Below are 17,134 nucleotides of genomic sequence, written 5' to 3'. Positions count from 1 at the left end.
CTCACTCCCAGCCCACCCCACACCCCCAACCGCCCCCCTTCACTCGCCCTGTGCGTTCTTTTTCTCTCCCCCCCCCCCCCCCCTCGCCTCCCTCCCCCCCCCCCCCCCCCCCCCCCCCCCCCCCCCCCCGCCGCGAATCAGTAGGTGACGCGTACGCCCATCTCGGCCCAGGTGAGCCGGCCGACGATGCCGTCGTCGGTGAGCCCCCGCATCCGCTGGTACCAGCGGACCCCCGCCTCGGTCTTCGCGTCGAAGCGGGTGCCCGGTGGTCCGCACCGCCGCGCGCCGACGAACCGCTTGACGTACGCCACGTCCTCGCCGGTGCTGCCGACCCGGACGGTGCGCGACCCCGGGGCCCGGCCTGCCGGCTGCGGCGCGGGTGGCCTGGTGGCGCTGCGGAGAGCGGTCAGTGTCCTCGGTCCGACGACGGCGTCGACCGTCAGCTTCTTCGACTTCTGGAAGCTCCGGACCCAGGCGGTGGTCTTCGGCCCGAACACGCCGTCGGCGGTGAGGCGGGCGCCCAGCCGGTTGGCGAGGGTCTGCAACTCCCGCACGTCGCTGCCCTTGCAGCCCGCCCGCAGGACCCGGTCGCCGAGCTTGGCGGCCCGGGCCGTGGCGACGCCCCACGGGCGCAGGCTGTCCTCCAGGGCCCGGGCGTGGCTGACGCTGACGTGCAGGTGCTTGGTGTGCGGGTTGGATCCGGTGTAGCGCGCGGGCCGGAAGTCGCGGGTACGGCTCCAGATCAGCCGGTTGTAGATCACGTACTGGGTGGACGGGTGCTCGATGCAGTGCCGGACGACCAGCAACGGGTCGATCCCGTCGATGTCGAAGTCCGCCGCGTTGACCGAGCGGTCGTCGGCGTCCGGGTTGTGGTCGGACTTGCGGGCCTGGTGGGCCGCGTCGCCGATCCAGCCGTCGGAGGCCTTGTCCCGGTGCGGCCAGCGGGTGTTGATCTCCTCACGCAGCACGCGCAGCGTCGGGGCCAGGTGCACGCCCATCGTCACTCCTCCTCTGCCAGCGCCGCGAGCAGGTCGTAGTCGACGGCGTCGCCGATCAGCTGCTCCGGGTCGTCGTCCTCCTCGAACGTGGCCACCAGGTACTCGGCGTCGATGCTGGCGGTGTCCACCAGTGGTCCCCCCTCTTCCGAATCGTCACCCTGCCGGCCGGATCCGGTTGGCCCGGCCGCGTCGCGCGTCGCGGTGCGCGGCACGGGCGTCGCCGCCCCGGGTCGACGGCGGGTGACTGACGTTCTCGTGGGCAACCTTCGGGATCGCGGCGGCGGGCCGGCAAGGGGAGAGTCGCCTATTGGCATCACGACTGACCGACCGGTCGGTCACCGCCGCCGGACGACGGTCGACGGTCGTCGAACGTGTCCACTCCGGCCAGGCGTTCCAGTGCCGGGGAACGCGTGTGACTGATCGATCGGTCAGCCGCCGGCCGACCGAGTCGTTGACCCGGTCGGCCGGGCGGGGAAGCCGCGTGCCGCAACGGGCGAGCGCGGCCTGACGCTTCGGACCGTCTCGGCGACGGCACGGTCGGCAACGTCCGAAGGGCGACAGAGTTTCGGGGTCGCTCCTCCGTAGCCTCCGGGAACTCCCGCACCGAATCTACTGAGGAGGGCGGGAACCAAGGGGGGACAAATGGGGTGGGTGGGCCCATGATCAACGTTGACGGCATTCCCGCCGAGGTCGAGGACCTCGGCATCGCGCTCGGGCTGCTCGCCCCGTCCGGCGGCGGCGTCCGGCTGGTCGAGGAGTTCTTCGCCGACCCGTGGACGCGGGTCGGCAAGCTGGTCGCCAGCGACGTGCAGCGCGCCGCGCTGGTGCGCGCGATCGACGGGCTGCTGCCCTCGGCCCGGCCGCGCTTCGCGACCGAGGCCGCCGGCCGGCCCGACCGGGTCGCCCGGCACGTGCCACTGCTGGAGCAGGGCGGCAAGGGCCAGGTCTACCTGGTCGTCGAGCGCGCCGGGCTGGCGGCGTCCGCCCCGCTGACCCTGGCGATCGAGGCCGAGGCCGGGCCGGTCGCCGGCGGCCCCGCCGTCACCGCGCGGCTCGACCTGCTCGTGGCGTCCGCCGGCACCGTCACCCCCGTCGCCGCCAGCAGGGAACACCCGATCCGGCTGCGCGCGCGGGCGCCCCTCGGCGACACCGGCGCCAGCGTGGAGGCGGCCGTCCTGCTGGTCGCCCCGCCCGACGAGGCGCTGAGCCGCGTCACCGTCACCGTCCGGGGCCTGCCCGGCGCCACCGAGCCGCTCGTGCTGGACCCGGCCGCCGGCAGCTCGCAGCTGGCCCTGCTCGTCACCGCGCTGCTGCGCTACGTCCTGGCCGAGGTGGGCGACGGCGTGCCCGCACCGGTGCGACTGGTCGCGGCCAACCTGCCCGGCCTGCTGGGCCTGGCCCCGGGCCTGGTGCCGCTGCCCCTGGGCGACCTCGCCACCGACCCGGCGGCCTTCCGGTCCTGGTTGGCCGCGCTGGTCGCCGCGCGGACCCCGGACGGCGCGCCCGGCCTGGTCGGCTGGCTCGACTCGGTCGCCGGCCTGCTCGGCGCCGACGAGTCCAAGCGCACCGACCTGCCCACCGACGCCGACCCGCTGCTGATCCCGGTGCTGGCCGGCCCGCCGTCGGTCGACCTCACCGTGGCCGTCCGCACCGACCCCGCCACCGGCGCCGGCGCCCTCGTGGTCGGCGCCCGGGTCACCTACACCGGCGACGGCACGCTCGACGCGGCCGTACGCGGCGACGCCGTCCTGCTGGTGGTGCCGTTGACGGGGTCGGCCCCGGTCACGCTCTTCGAACGCCTCGACGTGCTCGTCGCCGCGCCCGCCCACGGCGGTCGGCTCTACCCGGCCGCCGGCGAGCCGGCCGGTGCCGTGCAGGTCGGCGGGCTGCGCGCGGGCCTGCGCTACCGGGCGGCCAGCGGCACGATCACCCCGCTGCTGGAACTGCGCGACGTCACCGTCGCCATCGGCGACGACCCGCACCACCTCGACCTGGTCGACCTGACCGACGCCCGGTCGCTGACCTCCGCCGCGCAGTCGCTGCTGGAGGAGGCCATCGAGACCGGGCTCGGCCCCGCCGCCGGCCCGGTCGCCGCGCTGCGGCGCCTGCTCGGGCTGGGCACCACCCCCGGGGTCGACCTCGGACTGCTCACCACCGCGCCGACCCGCGCGCTGGCCGCCTACTACCGGCAGCTGCGCCGGACACCCGACGGCTGGCCCGGCGTGCTGCGCGACGTCGCCCGGCTCGCGGGCACCGCCACGCCGGTGGTGACCGGCGCCGGCACCCCGGCCAACCCGTGGCGGGTCCCGGTGGACGCGCTCGCCGCCGCGCCGGGCGCCCCCGTGGCGCTGGACCTCGTCCTGTGGGACTCCGGCACCGCCGCCGCGCCCGTCGTCGAGTTCGGGCTCGCCCTGCGCGGCGGCGCCCACCTCGACGCGACCCTGCCCTGGCGGGTGGACGTCCGCGCGGCGGTGGCCTCGATCCCGCTCGACGGGGCGACCGGTCCGGCCTGGCTCGGCGGGGTCACCGCCACCGCCGTCTTCGACCCGCCGGCCCTGGCCGTCGGCGCGCCGGTACGCGTCTCCACCGACGGCGTCCGCCTCGACGTGGCCTGGTCGCTCGGGTCGCCGGTGGCGGTCACCGCGACCGTCGACGACCTCGCCGTCACCGTCGACGGGGTGCCCCACCTGCTGGGCGACCTCACCCTGCCGCCCGCCCGCCCGATCGACCCCGCCCTGCCCGACCTCGGCCTCGGCGTCGACCCCGCCGCGCTGTGGGGCGCCGCCCGTGGCCTGCTCGCCCGGGTCGCCGAGTCGTGGGCCGGTCCCACCGCCCGCGACCTGCTGGCGCTGGTCGGCATCGCCGGGCCGGGCACCACCGGCCCGCTGGCCGGGATGCCGCCGCTGCTGCCCCCGGACCCGGCCGACCTGTCGTCGCTGCTGGCCGACCCCGCCGCCGCGCTGCGCCGGTGGCTCGCCGACCTGGCCCGCGACGAGGACGCCCGCACCGACGACGGGACGCCGTACCTGGTGGCGCTGCTGCGGCTGCTGCAGGCCGCGCTGACCGACCGGCTGCCCGCCCTGCCCGGCCAGGACCTGCCACAGGTCGACCTGCCCGTCTCCGGCGGCGGCACCGAGGCGGCGCCCTGGCGGGTGCCGGTCCACCGCGCCGGCGACGACGCGGTGGAGGTCCTCGCCTGGCTGGAGCCGCAGGGCCCGCCCGCGCAGTGGGCGATCGCGCCGCTGGTCGACCGGTTCGCCGGCGCTGACGCCGACGACGACGCTTCGGAGGAAGCCGACCCGATCCCGGTCACCGGCGCCGACGTGATCGCGGCGGCCGAGGCCGCCGGGGCGTACCTGCCAAAGATCGCCGACGTGCTCGACGGCGTCGACGCGACCCGCGCCGCGGCGGCGCTCGGAGCGCTGGCCGGCGTGCTCACCGAGGGCGACGGACTGGTCCCCGCCGGCACCGCCCTGCCGGCCGAGACCGGCTGGCGCACCGGCACCCCGGTCGCCGCCACCCACGACACCCTCACCACCGCGCCCGCGGCGGTCGCCCAGCTCCGCGACGAGATCGCCGCCCACACGGCCGCCGCCGGCGACGACTGGGCGGTGCTGCTGCTCGCGCCGCCGCTGGCCGGGCCACGGCCCTGGGCCGACCTGCTCGGCGACGTCGCGCCCGACCAGGTCGCCACCGTGGACCTGCGGGTCCCCGGCACCCCACCCGACCTGGTCGACCTCGGCACGCTGCCCGCCGCCCACTGGTACGTGGTGGACCTCGCCGACGACGGCACCCTCCCCGCCGCCACCGCGCTCGCCGCGCTGCGGCACGTGCAGGACACGGTGCGGACGGTGCGGCCCGGCGTACGCACGATCCTGGTCGGGCACTCCTACCTGGGCCTGGTCGCCCGGCAACTCGCCGCGACCGTTCCCGCGCAGGTGCTCGGCCTCATCACCGTCGGCACCACGTTCGACGGCGCCCTGCTGCCGCTGGACGCCCCGACGGTGGCCGAGGGGGTGCGGCTGGCCGGCGTGCTGGCCCCGACCGGCCTGCCGTCCGCGCCACTGCTCGACGCCGCCCTGCGCCTCCAGCGCCGCCTGCTCGACGGGTACGCCGCCGGGGAGCCCGGCGCGCAGGCCCGCCCCTGCCCGCTGCCCGCCGCCGCGTTCGCCCGCTGGCTCGGCACACCCGTCGACCTGCGCGGTGTGCCCGCGCTCGCGCTGCACGGCAGCCTCGGCGACGTCGACGGCAGTGGGGGAGCGGGTGACCTGCGGGCGGCGCTCGTCGCCGCGCTGACCACGCACACCGTCGAGGAGGCCGGACCGGCCGCACCGCCCACCCACGCGGTCGCCGCCCTGCGGCTCGCCCTCGACCTGGGCGCCCCGGCGGCCGGCGACCCCGACGTCGACGTCGACGTACGCCTCGGGCTCGGCACGGTGGCGCTGGACCCGGGGGCGCCGGCCGACCTCTCGTCGGCGCAGGTACGCGTCCGCGTCGCCCGCCCCGACGGGTGGCTGCTCGGCGGGCCCGGCACCGGCGCCCCGAGGCCCGCCCGGGTCCGCGCCCTCACCGTCCGCGCCACCGTGCGGGCCGGCGCCGCCGGCCCCGTCACCGGCGTCGACGTGGTGCTGCACGACGCCGCCCTGCGCGGCGAGTCGGCCGCCGCCGTCGACCTGGCCGACCCCCGGTCGCCGGAGCTGCTCGACGCCCTGGTGCAGGAACTCGACCGGGTGGCCGCCGCCAACGGCCGGCTGACCCGGCTGCTGAACGAACTCGCCGCCCTCGGCGTCATCCACCGCGCCGCGCCCGGCCGGCCGGCCGCCGTGCTCGCCGACGCGGTCGCCGCGCTGCGCACCGACGCCACCGGTTGGCTGGCGCCCCGGCTGCCCGCGTTGGTCGACCGGGCCGCCGGGCTCCTCGGCCTGGTCCGGGACACCGCCGCCGGCGGCGGTCCCTGGCGGCGCCGCCTCGCCGGGCTGCCGGTCGAGCTGGTGCTGGAGGCCCAGCCGTGGCGGCTCACCGCCCGCACCACCGGCACCGGGCTGCGGCTCGGCCACGGCGTCACCCTCACCGGCTCCTCGACCGTGGCGCTGGCCGACCCCACCCCGCGGATGCAGGCCGCGCTCGCGGTCGGCGGCGTCACCCTCACCCGGGCCGCCGGCGCGGTGTCGCTGGCCGCGCCGTGGCTGCCCGGGCCGGTCGGGTTGTCGCCGGCCGCCCCGGACCTGCCCGCCCGGCTCGCGCCGCTGCTGCCGCGGCTGCTCGTCGGCGGGGCGCTCGGCGTCCTGCTCGAACAGCTGACCGGCGAGGACCTGCGGGTGGCCTCCCTCGACGGGCTGCTGACCGACCCGGCCGCCTGGCTGCAGCGCACCTTCGCCGGTACGCCCGGCGCGCCGCCGCAGGCCGCGCCGCTGGCCGGCCTGCTGCGCCTGGCCGCGGCCCCGCTGGGCCTGGCCGCCGACCCCGCGCACGCCCTCACCCTGCCCGGCGGCGTCACCGTCGACCTGCTCGACGTCGGCACCGCCGAGGACCGGGCGCTGCGGCTGCTGGTCGGCGCCGCCGAACCGATCGTGCTGTGGACCGACGACGCCGGCACGGCCACCCTGGACCTCGCGCTGCGGCTGGACGTCGACGCCGCCCGGCAGGTGCAGCCGGGCGGCGAGCTGACCCTGCACCTGCCGCTGCCCGGCGACTGGGGCGCGCTCGACCTGCGGCTGGGCGCCGACGCCTCGGGCCTGTCCGTGGCCGTCACCCCGGCCGCGCTGGGCGCCACGGTCACCCTGCTGCCGGCGGTGAGCGGCCTGGACACGCTGGTGGAGGCCGCCGGGGCGCGGCTGCTGCCGGAGATCCTCGACCGGCTCGTCGACGGCATCGGCGCCCGCGACCCGCACCCCGCCGTCCTCGACGACGTGCTCGACGTCGCCACGGCGCTCGGCGTCTACGACCCGGAGGCGGCGCCGCACGGGTTCGCCGCCCGCACCGGCGCGCTCGCCGACCTCGTGCGGGACCTGTCCACCGGGGCCCTCGCCAGCGCCGGCACGGTCGCCGCGCCCGCCGTCGTGGCGCTGCTGCGCCGCGTCCTGGGTGACGCCCAGGTGCCGCGACCGGCCACCCCGGGAGAGGTGCTGGTCCGGGTCGCGGTGCTCGACGGCACCGTCGAACTGCGTACCGACCTGGCCGCCGATCGACCGGAACTCGGCCTGTCCGTGCAGGGCCTCACCGCCGGCGCGGTCACCGCCGACATCGCCGTCGGCTACGCCGACTCCACCGTGACCGCGTCGCTGGCCGCCCGCGCGTACGTCGACACGGGGCTCGGGGTGACCCTGCGCGCCCGGCTGTCGGCGCAGGCCACGGCGGCGGGGCTGGCCGTGCGGCTCGGCCTGCTCGGCAGCGACGACGCCGGCACCGGCGAGCTGGGCGTCCAGCTCGCGCCGGTGGTGCGGCTGCCCGGGCCGGCCGAGCTGGCGCAGCTCGCCCAGCGGCTGGTCGTGCCGATGGCCGGCACCCTCGCCCTGCGCGCGGCCGAGCCGTGGCTGCGCCGGCCCCTGTGGTCCGGCGGGCGCACCGCCGCGCAGATCCTCACGAGCGCCGGCGTGGCCGTGGACTCCCCGGACGGGATGCGGATTGCTCCCGCCCTGCCCGCCCCGGTCGGGCTGCTGCGCGGCGCCCTCGACGCCGTCACCGGGGTGCCCGTGCCGGTGCCGGGCGGGCTGACCCTGTCCGTGGTCACCGACGGCGCCCGCTACGGCCTCGTGCTGCGCGGCGAGCTGGCCCTGCCCGCCGGCGACACCGCCGTGCAGCTGCGCTTCGGGCTGCCCGACACCGTCGACGCCGGGTGGGGGCAGGCCGGCCGGGGCGTCGGCCTGCTGCTGCTCGACCTCACCACCCCCGCCGCGCCGCAGCTGCGGCCGGTGCTGCGGCTGGGCGGGCTGGGCATCCGGGTGGCCGCCGCCGCGTCCGGCAGGGCGCTGGTCGAGACCGGCGGATTCCGCCTCGGCGCCGTCGGCGCCCACGTCCGCGCCGACCTGCCGCTGACCGGCCCGGCGGCACTGGACCGGCCGACCGTGGTCGACGGCGCCGTCATGCTCGACGGGCTGGGGTTCCCGATGGCCCCCGGCGGGGGTGGGTCCAACCCGGTCGCGGCGTCGCTGCTGCAGACCGGCGGCGGCGGCGACGCCGCCCCGGCGAACCCGCCCCTGGACGTGCTGGTCGCCCGCGGCGGCGGCCGGTGGCTGGTGCTGTTCGGCGGGAAGGCCGAGGCGCGGTTCGAGATCAACCGGAGCTACGGTCCGCTGCACATCGCGGAGCTGGCGCTGCTGTACAAGGCGGCCACCTCGGGGCCGGGCAAGGTCGGGGTGTCCGTCGACGGCGGGGTCGCCGTCGCCGGGCTCACCCTCGACGTCGACGACCTGTCGCTGCTGGTGCCGCTGCGCAACCCCACCGACCTCAGCGCCTGGGAGGTGGACCTGGCCGGCCTGTCGGTGTCGTTCACCTCGCCCGGGGTGTCGGTCGCGGGCGGGCTGGTCAAGGTCACCGGCGCCAACGGCGTGCAGTACGACGGCATGCTCTCGGTCGACCTGGCCGGGCGCGGCCTGACCGCGGTCGGCTCGTACGCCCGACCCCGCGACGACCTCGGCGAGTACACCTCGCTGTTCGTGTTCCTCTCCGTCGGGTTCCCGCTCGGCGGCCCGCCCTACCTGTACGTCCTGGGCCTCGCCGGCGGCGCCGGCTACAACCGCCGGCTGATGGTGCCCCGCGACCCGCAGGGCGTGCCCGCCTTCCCTCTGGTGAAGGCCATCGACGAGGGCGGCTTCGGGGGCTCCGGCGGCCCGATGGGCGCACTGGCGCGGATGTCCAGGGACATCCCGCCGGCCCGGGGCGCGTTCTGGCTCGCCGCCGGGGTGAAGTTCTCCACCTTCCAACTGCTGCACACCACCGCCCTGGCCTACGTCTCCGCCGACCGGGGACTGGAGGTCGGCCTGCTCGGCCTCATGCGGATGGCGCTGCCCGACGCGCAGGCCGCGGTGGTCAACCTGGAGTTGGCCCTGGCCGCCCGGTACAGCACCGTGGACAAGGTGCTGTCCGTGCGGGCGGCGCTGACCCGCAACTCGTGGCTGCTCAGCCGCGACTGCCAGGTCACCGGCGGGTTCGCCTTCGTGGTGTGGTTCGACCGGCCGGAGGTGCTGCTCTCCATCGGCGGCTACCACCCCCGGTTCAACAAGCCGGCGCACTACCCGGACGTGCCCCGGGTCGGGTTCCACTGGTCCGTCGGCGGCGGCGTGGTGGTCAAGGGCGAGGCGTACTTCACCCTCACCCCGTCGGCGGTGATGCTCGGCGGTCGCCTGGAGGCCTCGTACGACCGCTCACCGGTGCGGGTCTGGTTCGTCGCCGCCCTCGACGTGTACCTGCGGTGGGACCCGCTGACCTACGACATCACCGCCAGCGTCAGCGTCGGCGCGCGCTTCACCATCAAGGTGTGCTTCTTCGCCTGCGCACGGATCAACGTCAGCGTCTCCCTCGGCGCCCGGGTACGCATCCAGGGCCCGCCGCTGCACGGCACCGTCACGGTCGACCTGGCCATCGCCTCGGTCACCGTCAAGTTCGGCAGGGCACAGCAGCAGCCGTTCCTCGACTGGAACCAGGTCACCGTCAAGTACCTCGGCGGCGGTGACGCGGCCCGCCCGGCGACCAGCGGCACCGTCACCGCCGGCACCCTGCCGCCGGCGGTGGGCAGCCGCCCCGACGGCACCCTCGAACGCCCGTGGTCCGTGGCGCCGGAGTTCGCGGTCCGGGTGGAGTCGCTGATGCCGCTGTACGGATGGCGGCTGACCGGCAGCGGTCGCGCCGACGACCGCACCGACGGGCGGGAGGTCGACGTCGTCCCCGCCGGAAGGAACATGGGCAGAACCCGCGCGACCATGGTCGTCACGGTCGAACAGCGCGTCGGCACCACCTGGGTCGCCGTGCCCACCGCCCAGATCCGGTCGCTGCGGCCGTCCACCGCCAGCACCGGATTCCCGGCCGGCCTGTGGGACAGCGCCCTCGCCGGCACGGCGAACGGCGGCGCCACCCCCACCATGGTCCGGGCCCTGTCGTCGGTGGGCCTGGCCGCCCCGGTCACCGTCTCCGAGGCCACCGGCGTGCTGCCGGACGTGGCCCTGGCCACGATGATCGAGGAGGAGACACAGCGACACCTGCCGCTGTCGGTCCCCGGCGCCGCCGCGCCGGCGCCGTCGGTGCTGCGCCTGCGGCGCACCACCGACTCGTCCGAGACCGCCGTGACCACGGCCCGCCACGCCGTGGCGGCGCCGGCCGGGCCAAGGCTGCGCGCGACCGTCTCCGCCGACCAGCACCGGGGCGCGGCACGGGCGGAGTTCCGCGCCGCCGCCCGGGTCCGCGCCGGGCACGACAGCGGCGCGGCCCTGCCGGTGGGCGGCACCCAGGTCTGGGACACCACGGGCGCCGGCGGGCTGCGGCTGCGCCTCGACGAGGGGCCCACGCCGCTGCGGCTGGTCACCTTCACCGGCACCGGCGCGCCGCTCAGCGACGGCCCGGCCCGGGCGGGCGCCCGGGTGCCCGCCGACGCCGCCCGCGCGGTGGTGACCCCGGCGGCCGGCACCGCCGCCGGCTGGGCCGCCGACACGCCGCTGGTCCCCGTCACCGACGGCGTGCTCGTCGCCCCGGGCGCCACCGTCCTGCTGCCGCACCCGTGGCATCCGCCGGCCCGCTACCGCCAGGCCGGCGAGCACGTGCCGGTGCCCGCGGCGCTCCTCTCCGCCGCCGTCGACGGCCTGGTCACCACCCTGCCCGCCACGACCCGCGCGGTCGTGGTGTCCCTGGAACCGGTGTCCGCCGCCGCCAGCCTCGCCGACGTCCGCATCGAACTCGACGGGGTACGGGTGAGCAGCCGGGAGGACGCCCCCGACGACGACCAGCCCCACCGCATCCTCCTGACGGTCGACGCGGAGCGGGGCGCCGAGGCGATCTCGGTGCAGGTCGTGGCGGGGGACGGCTGGCGGGTCGCCGCCGTGATCGGCACCCCGGACCACGCCGTCGACACCGACTGCACCGCCGCCCGGCGGGAACTGGCCCGGGTCACCAGACCCGCGACGGTGCCCGGCCGCCCGGGTGCCGCCGCCCGGTCGGGGGCGCGTACCGCGGTCGCCGAGGCGGCCCCGGCAACCGAGCCGGCGGCCCCGGCACCAGCGGCGGCGTTCGTCGCCTTCGACGACGACGAAACGGAGGCGTCATGACGGAGACCCCCGTCGCGCCAGGCTCGATCCGGCTGCACGACACGGTGACGCCGTCGCTCACCGCCGGCATCTACCGGTTCACGAGCAGGCTGGAGGTGACGGACCGGGGCACCCCGAAGACATCGCCACCCGAGCACGCCACCCACGTGCAGGTCGGCGCGCCGCGGCTCGCCCTCGACGCCACCGAGGTCGCCGGGCAGCACCCGCCCCGGGACGCGGTGGGCGCGTTCGGCGACCGACTGCCGCACGTGGTCCTCGGCCGCCGGGCCCTGCCGTGGGAGCGGCGGCTCGGCGACGGCACCCCCTGGCTGGCGCTGCTGGTCGTCCGGTCCGACGAGGCGAGCCTGACGACCGGGACGCTGCGTTCGGTCGTCGGCGAGGCGGTGTTCACCCGCCTCAACGGCATCGAGCCGGTCGACGGCAACCGGGCCGTCGTCGGGCTGCGGGCGAAGGACCTGGCCACGTTCCGGGCGCTGCTGCCCAGCCGCACCGACGTCGGGCTGCTCACCCACGTCCGTCAGGTCAACGTCGCGGACACCGCGCTGGCCGGCAGCGACGACGACGGCTGGTTCGCCGTGGTAACCGCCAACCGGCTGCCGCTGGGCGGGGCCACGCCCACGCCGTACACGGCCTGCCTGGTGTCGCTGGAGGCCCGTGACGACGTCTGGGCGACCAACCTGACCAGCGTGCCCACGTTGCTCGTGCTGGCGTCCTGGCCGTTCGTGACGAGCACCGCCGGCGGCACCTTCGAGCACGTCGCCGCGCACCTCGACCTCGGCGCGTTCGGCGCCCCGCCGGCCGGGCAGCCCCCGCTGGTGGACGCCGACGGGGCGCTCGCGCTGGCCGCCACCCGCCGCGACGGCACGCCGGCCACCATGGGCTACCGCCCGCCGCTGCTCGGTGCGGCGCCCGACCCGCTGCCCGCCGGGCCGGCCGATGTGACGGGCGCCGCCGCGTTCGAGCTGGGCCGGCTCCTCGCCGCCGCCGACGGCCGGTTCATCCGCGAGGTGGTCGCCTGGCACCGCGCCGCCGACGACGCGGCCCGAGCCGGCAGCGCGGCGGGCCTGCGCGAGGACAGTGCCCGCTCGTACGCCGCCTCCGGCACCGCCGTGCGCCGCGCCACGGTGGCCGCCGGCGGCCCCGACCTGCGGCGTGCCGCCACGGTGGGCGCCGACGGCGCCGACCCCCTCGCCGCCCTCGGTGAGACGTTCGCGCAGCGGCTGCTGTCCCGCACCGCCCGCGCCGACCTGTGGCAGGCGCACCCGGGTGGCTCCAGCGTCATCCCGCGCCAGTTGCGCCCGGAAGGAGAACCGACGTGACGACCCACCTGTCCGCCGGCGGCCGGCTGCTCGCCGAGCGGCTCGGCGCGCTGGTCGGCCCGCCCGCCGACCCCGCCGCGCCGCGGGCCCGCACCCTGGCCGCCGCCGCGCGTGCCGTCACCGCGGTCGCCGGGCCCGTCGCGGCGACGACCGCCGACGCCGGGCCCGTCGCGGCGACGACCGCCGACGCGCCGCCGCTGCCCCCGTACGTCGAGCACGTGCTGGCCCGCTGGAGCCTGCTGCACGACCTGCCGTTCCGCTACCTCGTGCCCGACGCGCGCCTGCTGCCGCCGGAGTCCATCCGGTTCTTCCGCCTCGACGGCGGCTGGCTGGAGCGGCTGCGGGCGGGGGCGCTCGCCGTCGGTGGCGACGGCAGCCGGGAACGCGCCGGCACCCAGACGTTGCTGCCGCAGGTCACCGCCGCAGTGACCGAGCAGCTGCCGCTGGTGCGGGAGGTGCAGCGCACCCGCATGTCGATACCGGTCGCCGCCGACCTGCTCGCCGAGGCACGGGCCGCAGGCGACCTCACCGCCGCGGCCGGGCCGGTCCCGGTCACCGGGTTCCTGCTCCGCTCGTCCCTGGTCAGCGGCTGGCCCGGCATGGAGGTACGCGCCTGGACCAGCGACGACCAGGCCGTGGTGCGGCCGGGCGTCGACCCGGACGAGCTGGCCCGCACCCGACCCGACCTGGTGGTGGAGCTGCTGCGCCTGGAGCGGCTGTCGCCGTCGGTGCTGGTGGCGTTGTTCCGCGGTGCCCCCCGCCTGGTGTGGCTGGAGGAACCGCCGCAGAGCGTGCAGTTCGGCCTGGAAGCCGACGGGACGGGCTGGCGGGCGCCGATCCGCGACGGCGCGGGACCGGACCTGGGCAGCGTCGCCGTGCCGATGCGGCCCGGCCCGGTGCCCGGCGTCGTCGACGTCGCCGGCCTGGCCCGCAACCTCGACCAGGCCCGCCCCCTGCCCCGGCCGCGCGGCGGCGCCGCCGTGGCGCTGTCCCTGCTCCAGGCACCGTCGCGGCAGCGGTTCGGCGCCTCCACCCCGCCGGCCTGATCCTCGGCGTCGCCGACCCACCGCCGGGCCCGACCGCGGTCACAGGCCCGCCCCGAACAGAGGGAGCCCCTTGTCGTGACAACTGTCCTCGTCCCGGTCGCGCTCGACGTCCTGGTCGTGCGGGAGCCCGGCGCCGCCTCCGACTGGGCGCGTACGGCGCTGACCCGGCCCACCCCGCCGGCCAGCGGCCGGGTGCAGCAGGACGTGCTGCCCGAACCGTTCAGCGCGCGGCAGACCGCCCGGCCGCCCGGCGCGCACCTGCACTGGGGGCTGCCCGACGGGCTGACCCGCGGCGTCGCCGACGACACCGGCGCGACCACGTTCCCGCCGGTGCCCGACCGGTGGCTGGTCGTGCGGATCTCCGGCCCGGCGACGCCCGGTCCCCGGGCGGTGGAGGCGTGGCTGCTGCCGTACGCGGGCGCGGTCGAACCCGTCCGGGTGGACCGGGCGTTGACCGGTCCGACCCTGCCGGCCCCCGGCGCCGCGCCGAGGTCCCCGCTGACCGCGCTCGGCCACGGCGACCTCGGCTGGGCCGGCTACTACGACAACGTGACCCACCGGTTCGCCCTGCACGACGAGCTGGCCGGGGTGACCGGGCCGGTGGCGTACCTGGTGCTCGGCTGGTACACCGACCCCGTCCGCGACCCGCTGCACGTGGCCGGGGAGACGGCGTACACCGAGCGGATGGAGGACCTCGGCTGGGAGGTCCACCCGCCGCGCCGCGACGACCAGCCGGTGCCGGACCGGTCGGTCTACCACGCGGCGGCGGTGTCCATCGGCTGGCCGCAGCCGAACTGGCCCGGCGACGGCGGGCTGCTCGGTCGGGAGACCGACTACCGTCCCGCGCCGGACGCGGTGGCGGTGGCGCTGGGGGAGACCCTCGCCGAGGCCCTCGCGGCGCTCGCCGCCGAACCGGACGACCCCGCCGACGCGGCCCGCATGGTCGAGGCGCTGCTGCAGGGCGCGCTGTCCGACGTGACCAGCGCCGACGGGCCCGCCCGGCTGGACGCCTCGCTGCACCAGAGCCGGTTCGGCTCGGCCCCGGCGGCGGCGGGCAACGAGTACATCTGGCAGCCGGCGGCCGGCTCCGGCGGCGGGTCGTTCGTGCAGGTGGAACGGACCCGGCCGCGGGTCTGGCACGCGTTGGAGCCGGCGCTGGTGGTGGCCGGTGGCGGACGCAGCCCGAAGCACGGCGCCGACGGCCGCTACTCCGAGCTGGGCAACCTGCTGTGCCGGGTGGACGGGCAGACCGTACGCGGCTTCGGCGTGGCCGGCGGCGACGCCGGTCCCGGCGCGGCGGTGCTGCCGCCCACCCCGCTGGCCGGGCTGCTGCCGCAGTACGGCGTGCCGGCGGTGGCCACGGACCTGCTCGTCGAGCTGGCCAGCATCGACCCGGGATCCGCCCCCGACCTGGCGCTGGCCACCGACACCCAGCCGTCGCCGCTGGCCGCCGCGCGGGCGGCGTGGTGGGCGACGTTCGACCCGGGCGTGGGGGACCCGACGCGACCGCCGACGGGCGCCGTGGTCGACGGGCAGTTGCCCAGCCCGGTCGGGGTGACCTCGCCGAGCCGGCCGTGGAACCCGCTGCTGCTGGAGTGGTCGGCCACCTACCTGCCGACGCCGCGCGGTGCGCACGACTGGCCGCTGGGCGAGGTCGACCACGACCTGCCGCCCGCCGTGACCGAGCCGGCGCCGGAGACGGGCCGTACGCTGCGCGGGCGGGTGATGCTGTCGGCGTCGGCGGCGGCGCTGCTCGACGGCACGGTCGACCCGCAGGACGCCGAACGCGACCTGCTCTCCGGCGAACTCGTCGGGATCGCCGAGCAGTTGCGCCGCGACGCCACCGGCCTGGTGGTGGACGCCCCGAACGCCACCGACGCCGCGCAGCCGCCACAGACCCCCCGCGCCGCGGACTTCGTGGCCCTGCGGGCCGGGTTCCTGCGGCTGGACCGGGCCCGCCTGGTCGACGGCTACGGCCGGTTCCTGGAGGTGCTCGGCCCGGACGTGGCGACGCCCGCGCCGGTGACGCACGGGGTGACGCTCGCCGTGCCGGGCCATCCGGACCTGGCCGCCCTGCGGCCGCGCTTCACCGCCCCGGCCCGGGTGCTGCTGCGCTTCGCCGACGCGCTCGGCGCGCCGCGCGACGCGGACGCGGGCGTCAGCCCGGTGTGCGGCTACCTGGTGCCGTCGTCGGTGGACCGCACGCTGGAGTTCTTCGACGACAAGGGCAACGGCTACGGGCGGCTGCGCCCCGACCCGGAGACGGTGACCGCGTGGGAGGAGGATCCGGGCCGCCCGGCGACGCTGGGCGCGCCGCCGAGCCGGTTCCTGCCGAACCCGCTGCTGGCCCGGTTCGCCGACCGCATGCTGGCCGCCGACCACGCGCTGGCCACCGCCCGGGCGGGCGGCCATCCGGCCGGCGGCGCGCAGAGCGCCCTGGAGTCGCTGCTGCGGGTGCTGGACACCACCCGGTGGACGGTGGACGTGACCGGCCGGGCCGGCGACGAGCACCTGGCGCTGCTGCTCGGCCGGCCGGTCGCGGTGGTGCGGGCGTACCTGAAGGTGGAGGTGGAGGATCCGCGGCAGCCCCCGGAGAACGCGCGCACCGGCGTCCCGGTGCGGCTGGGCACGCTGTCACGGGCGCAGGACGGGCTGCTGGCGTACTGCGTCGGTGACGACATGGACCGGCTGCACATCGTGGACCCGGCGGTGGCACTGCTCGCGCCGGGGCTGCCCGACGCCAGCGGGGCGGCCGCGCTGCCGGGCGCGGACCCGATCACCTCGCCGTACGTGGACACCTCCGGGGTGTTCACGGTCAACCCGGGGGTGCCGGTGCCGCTGACCCTGCTGATGGTGCCCGGCTCCGACGTGCACGTCACCGCGGGGCTGGTGCCGCAGAAGTCGGTGGGGCTGCTGCGGGAGTGGACGTCCTCGGCACTGTCCCGGCTGTCGCCCGCCCTGCGCTACGGCCCGGTCCTGCATGACCTGGAGACGACCCGCCTGCCGCTGCCGCAGGACGTACGCGGCTCGTGGCACTGGCACCGGCGCGCCGAGCCGGGCACGTGGCGGACGGACGTGGTGGTGCCGAGCACCCCGGACGCGTTGCTGCCGAACGAGCCGTCGACGGCCAGCGAGGGCTGGTTGCAGGTGGCGCTGGTCGCCGACACCGAGTACCACGACACGGCCGTGCCGGTGCGGGTGAGCTGCGTGCGCACCTCGAGTGGCACGACCGTCGCCCTGGGCGGGCACAACGGCGACGGCAGTCACTTCCTCATCCCGGTGCCGGAGGCGATCGAGCTGATGGGCAGCGGCCGGTTCGCGTTCTTCGTGCAGGAGCCCGGCACGGAACGTACGGCCATCCGGGTGGTCCGACCCAAGCGCGGCCGGCCCTACCTGCGTACCGTCGCCGACGACGCGTCGCCGAACAACCTGGACAGCCTGCCGGAGTGCCAGCACGTCCGGTGAAGCGCCGACGCCGGCGGGGCGAGCGGCACGCGGGTCGCGCCGCTCGCCCCGCC

Annotated in this window: 6 protein-coding genes; 4 read left to right on the top strand and 2 right to left on the bottom strand. The window is 77.7% G+C overall.

From position 1 onward, the window contains the following. Positions 1 to 137: 137 nt before the first annotated feature. Together ACZ6O2_RS31805 and ACZ6O2_RS31800 are read right to left on the bottom strand one after the other, a co-directional pair. Positions 138 to 998, bottom strand: a complete 861-nt coding sequence (locus ACZ6O2_RS31805) for a peptidoglycan-binding domain-containing protein (protein WP_466025511.1) — start codon at positions 996 to 998, stop codon at positions 138 to 140. Positions 999 to 1,000: 2 nt separating this feature from the next. Next, positions 1,001 to 1,126 carry a hypothetical protein gene (locus ACZ6O2_RS31800; RefSeq protein ID WP_350679578.1) on the bottom strand — a complete coding sequence of 42 codons (126 nt, stop codon included), beginning with the start codon at positions 1,124 to 1,126 and terminating at the stop codon, positions 1,001 to 1,003. Positions 1,127 to 1,657: 531 nt separating this feature from the next. Here ACZ6O2_RS31800 and ACZ6O2_RS31795 point away from each other — a divergent pair. The 4 genes from ACZ6O2_RS31795 to ACZ6O2_RS31780 all read left to right on the top strand — a co-directional run bounded on the left by ACZ6O2_RS31795 (position 1,658) and on the right by ACZ6O2_RS31780 (position 17,081). Then, on the top strand, positions 1,658 to 11,251 hold the full coding sequence (locus tag ACZ6O2_RS31795) for a DUF6603 domain-containing protein (RefSeq protein ID WP_466025510.1): 9,594 nt from the start codon (positions 1,658 to 1,660) through the stop codon (positions 11,249 to 11,251). Then, on the top strand, positions 11,248 to 12,570 hold the full coding sequence (locus ACZ6O2_RS31790; protein ID WP_466025509.1) for a hypothetical protein: 1,323 nt from the start codon (positions 11,248 to 11,250) through the stop codon (positions 12,568 to 12,570). Before ACZ6O2_RS31795 ends, ACZ6O2_RS31790 begins: the two co-directional genes overlap by 4 nt. After that, positions 12,567 to 13,616: a hypothetical protein gene (locus ACZ6O2_RS31785; protein WP_466025508.1), complete on the top strand. Its 1,050-nt coding sequence runs from the start codon at positions 12,567 to 12,569 to the stop codon at positions 13,614 to 13,616. The genes ACZ6O2_RS31790 and ACZ6O2_RS31785 overlap by 4 nt, the downstream gene beginning before the upstream one ends. A gap of 75 nt (positions 13,617 to 13,691) precedes the next feature. Next, positions 13,692 to 17,081, top strand: coding sequence for a DUF3892 domain-containing protein (locus tag ACZ6O2_RS31780; RefSeq protein WP_466025507.1), 3,390 nt, complete (start codon positions 13,692 to 13,694; stop codon positions 17,079 to 17,081). Positions 17,082 to 17,134 lie beyond the last annotated feature (53 nt).

It is taken from the genome of Micromonospora sp. NPDC048040, assembly GCF_055587185.1.
Note: the sequence above shows the minus strand (reverse complement) of the source record. Positions and strands in the feature narration are given on the sequence as shown.

Bases quoted from the DNA above. Each gene is read 5' to 3' on its own strand.
- ACZ6O2_RS31805 (WP_466025511.1), bottom strand. From the start codon at position 998: ATGGGCGTGCACCTGGCCCCGACGCTGCGCGTGCTGCGTGAGGAGATC.
- ACZ6O2_RS31795 (WP_466025510.1), top strand. From the start codon at position 1,658: ATGATCAACGTTGACGGCATTCCCGCCGAGGTCGAGGACCTCGGCATC.
- ACZ6O2_RS31790 (WP_466025509.1), top strand. From the start codon at position 11,248: ATGACGGAGACCCCCGTCGCGCCAGGCTCGATCCGGCTGCACGACACG.